The following is a 1,532-nucleotide window of genomic DNA, read 5'->3' as shown; positions in this document are numbered from 1 at the left end:
CGCGGCCCCGTGGGGCCGCAGGGGCGCGATTATCTCGCGCCGCGGGTTCAGTCCCGCTTCTGGCGCTGGCGCAGCGCCTCGTACAGGCACACGCCGGCCGCGACGGAGACGTTCAGGCTCTCCACCGCGCCCTGCATCGGGATGCGCACCAGCTCGTCGCAGGTCTTGCCGGTCAGCTGCCGCATGCCGGCGCCCTCGGCGCCCAGCACCAGCGCCACCGGGCCGCTCAGGTCCAGGTCGTACAGGGTCTTCTCCGCCTGGTCCGAGGTGCCGATCACCCAGATGTCGCGCTCCTTGAGCTCATTGAGCGTGCGCGCCAAGTTGGTGACCATCAGGTAGGGCACCGTCTCGGCCGCGCCGCTGGCCACCTTGGCCACCGTGGCATTGAGGCCAACCGCATGGTCCTTGGGCGCGACCACCGCATGCGCGCCCGCCCCATCGGCCACCCGCAGGCAGGCGCCCAGGTTGTGGGGATCGGTCACGCCGTCCAGCACCAGCACCAGCGGCGGGCCCTCGACCTCGTCCAGCAGATCGTCCAGCGAGTGCTGCTGCGCCACCGCCTTCACCCGCGCCACCACGCCCTGGTGACGGGTCGTGCCGCAGAGCTTCTGCAGCCGGTCGTCGTCGCTCTCGACCAGCCGCGCGCCGGCGGCCTCGGCCTTCTCAAGGAAGCCGCGCATGCGCTGGTCCTTGCGGGTGGCGTCGAACAGGATCTCCTGCACCGACGCGGGCGCCGTCTTCAGGCGCACGGTCACGGCGTGGAAGCCGAACAGGATCTGGGTCTTGGTGGGAGAGGAGCTCATGGGGCGCGATTGTCGCAGGCCGCGTTCCCCGCCCCGGCCTCAGAGCCAGCCGAAGTGCCGCGCCGCCATCAGCGCGCCGATCATCACCGGCTGGTGGACCATGTAGTACGACAGCGACCACTGCCCCATCACCGACAGCGGCCGCCACGCGGGCCGCAGCGGGCGCTGCATCCAGCGGCGCACCGACGCGGTCCGCATCAGCGCGCAGCCCCAGAGCATCGGGCCGAGCCAGGGCAGCAGCGGCACGTAGTCCTCGGTCAGCGGCTTGCGCGTGACCAGGCCGACCCAGTTGGTGGTGCGCGCGTCGAAGAACGGATGCGCCACCAGGAAGGGCAGCGCGATCGCCACCGCGCCCAGCCCCCACAGCGCCAGCGTGGGCAGCCGCGCGAAGCCGAAGCGCACCAGGATCAGCATCAGCGCCATGCCGTGCAGCACGCCGAAGCTGATGTACGAGCGCGGGAACATCCACCACGAGCCGATCGACACCAGCAGCGCGCAGGCCATCACCTGGCCCCAGCGGCGCCAGAAGCGGTAGGCGGTCTGCCCCTGCGACAGCGCCACCGCCTGGCCCATGCCGGCGCACAGCAGGAAGAGGCTGACGATGCCACTGCGCTGCCAGGTCCAGAACGGATCGCGGTAGAAGTCCTCGACGATGACCTTGAAGTAGCTCAGGTCGAAGCAGAAATGGAAGACCGTCATCCACACCATCGCCAGGCCGCGCAGCGCGTC

The 1,532-nt window shown here is 70.7% G+C and carries 2 protein-coding genes; both read right to left on the bottom strand.

The features are described from left to right. Nucleotides 1-47 precede the first annotated feature (47 nt). Nucleotides 48-803, bottom strand: coding sequence for a 23S rRNA (guanosine(2251)-2'-O)-methyltransferase RlmB (gene rlmB / locus FUT87_RS26895; protein ID WP_147242962.1), 756 nt, complete (start codon nt 801-803; stop codon nt 48-50). Nucleotides 804-842: 39 nt separating this feature from the next. Further along, the coding region (locus tag FUT87_RS26890; protein WP_147242961.1) for a DUF1624 domain-containing protein at nt 843-1,532 on the bottom strand (690 nt) is incomplete at its 5' end.

It is taken from the genome of Mitsuaria sp. TWR114 (assembly GCF_007997345.1).
Note: the sequence above shows the minus strand (reverse complement) of the source record. Positions and strands in the feature narration are given on the sequence as shown.

Bases quoted from the DNA above. Each gene is read 5' to 3' on its own strand.
- rlmB (WP_147242962.1), bottom strand. From the start codon at position 803: ATGAGCTCCTCTCCCACCAAGACCCAGATCCTGTTCGGCTTCCACGCC.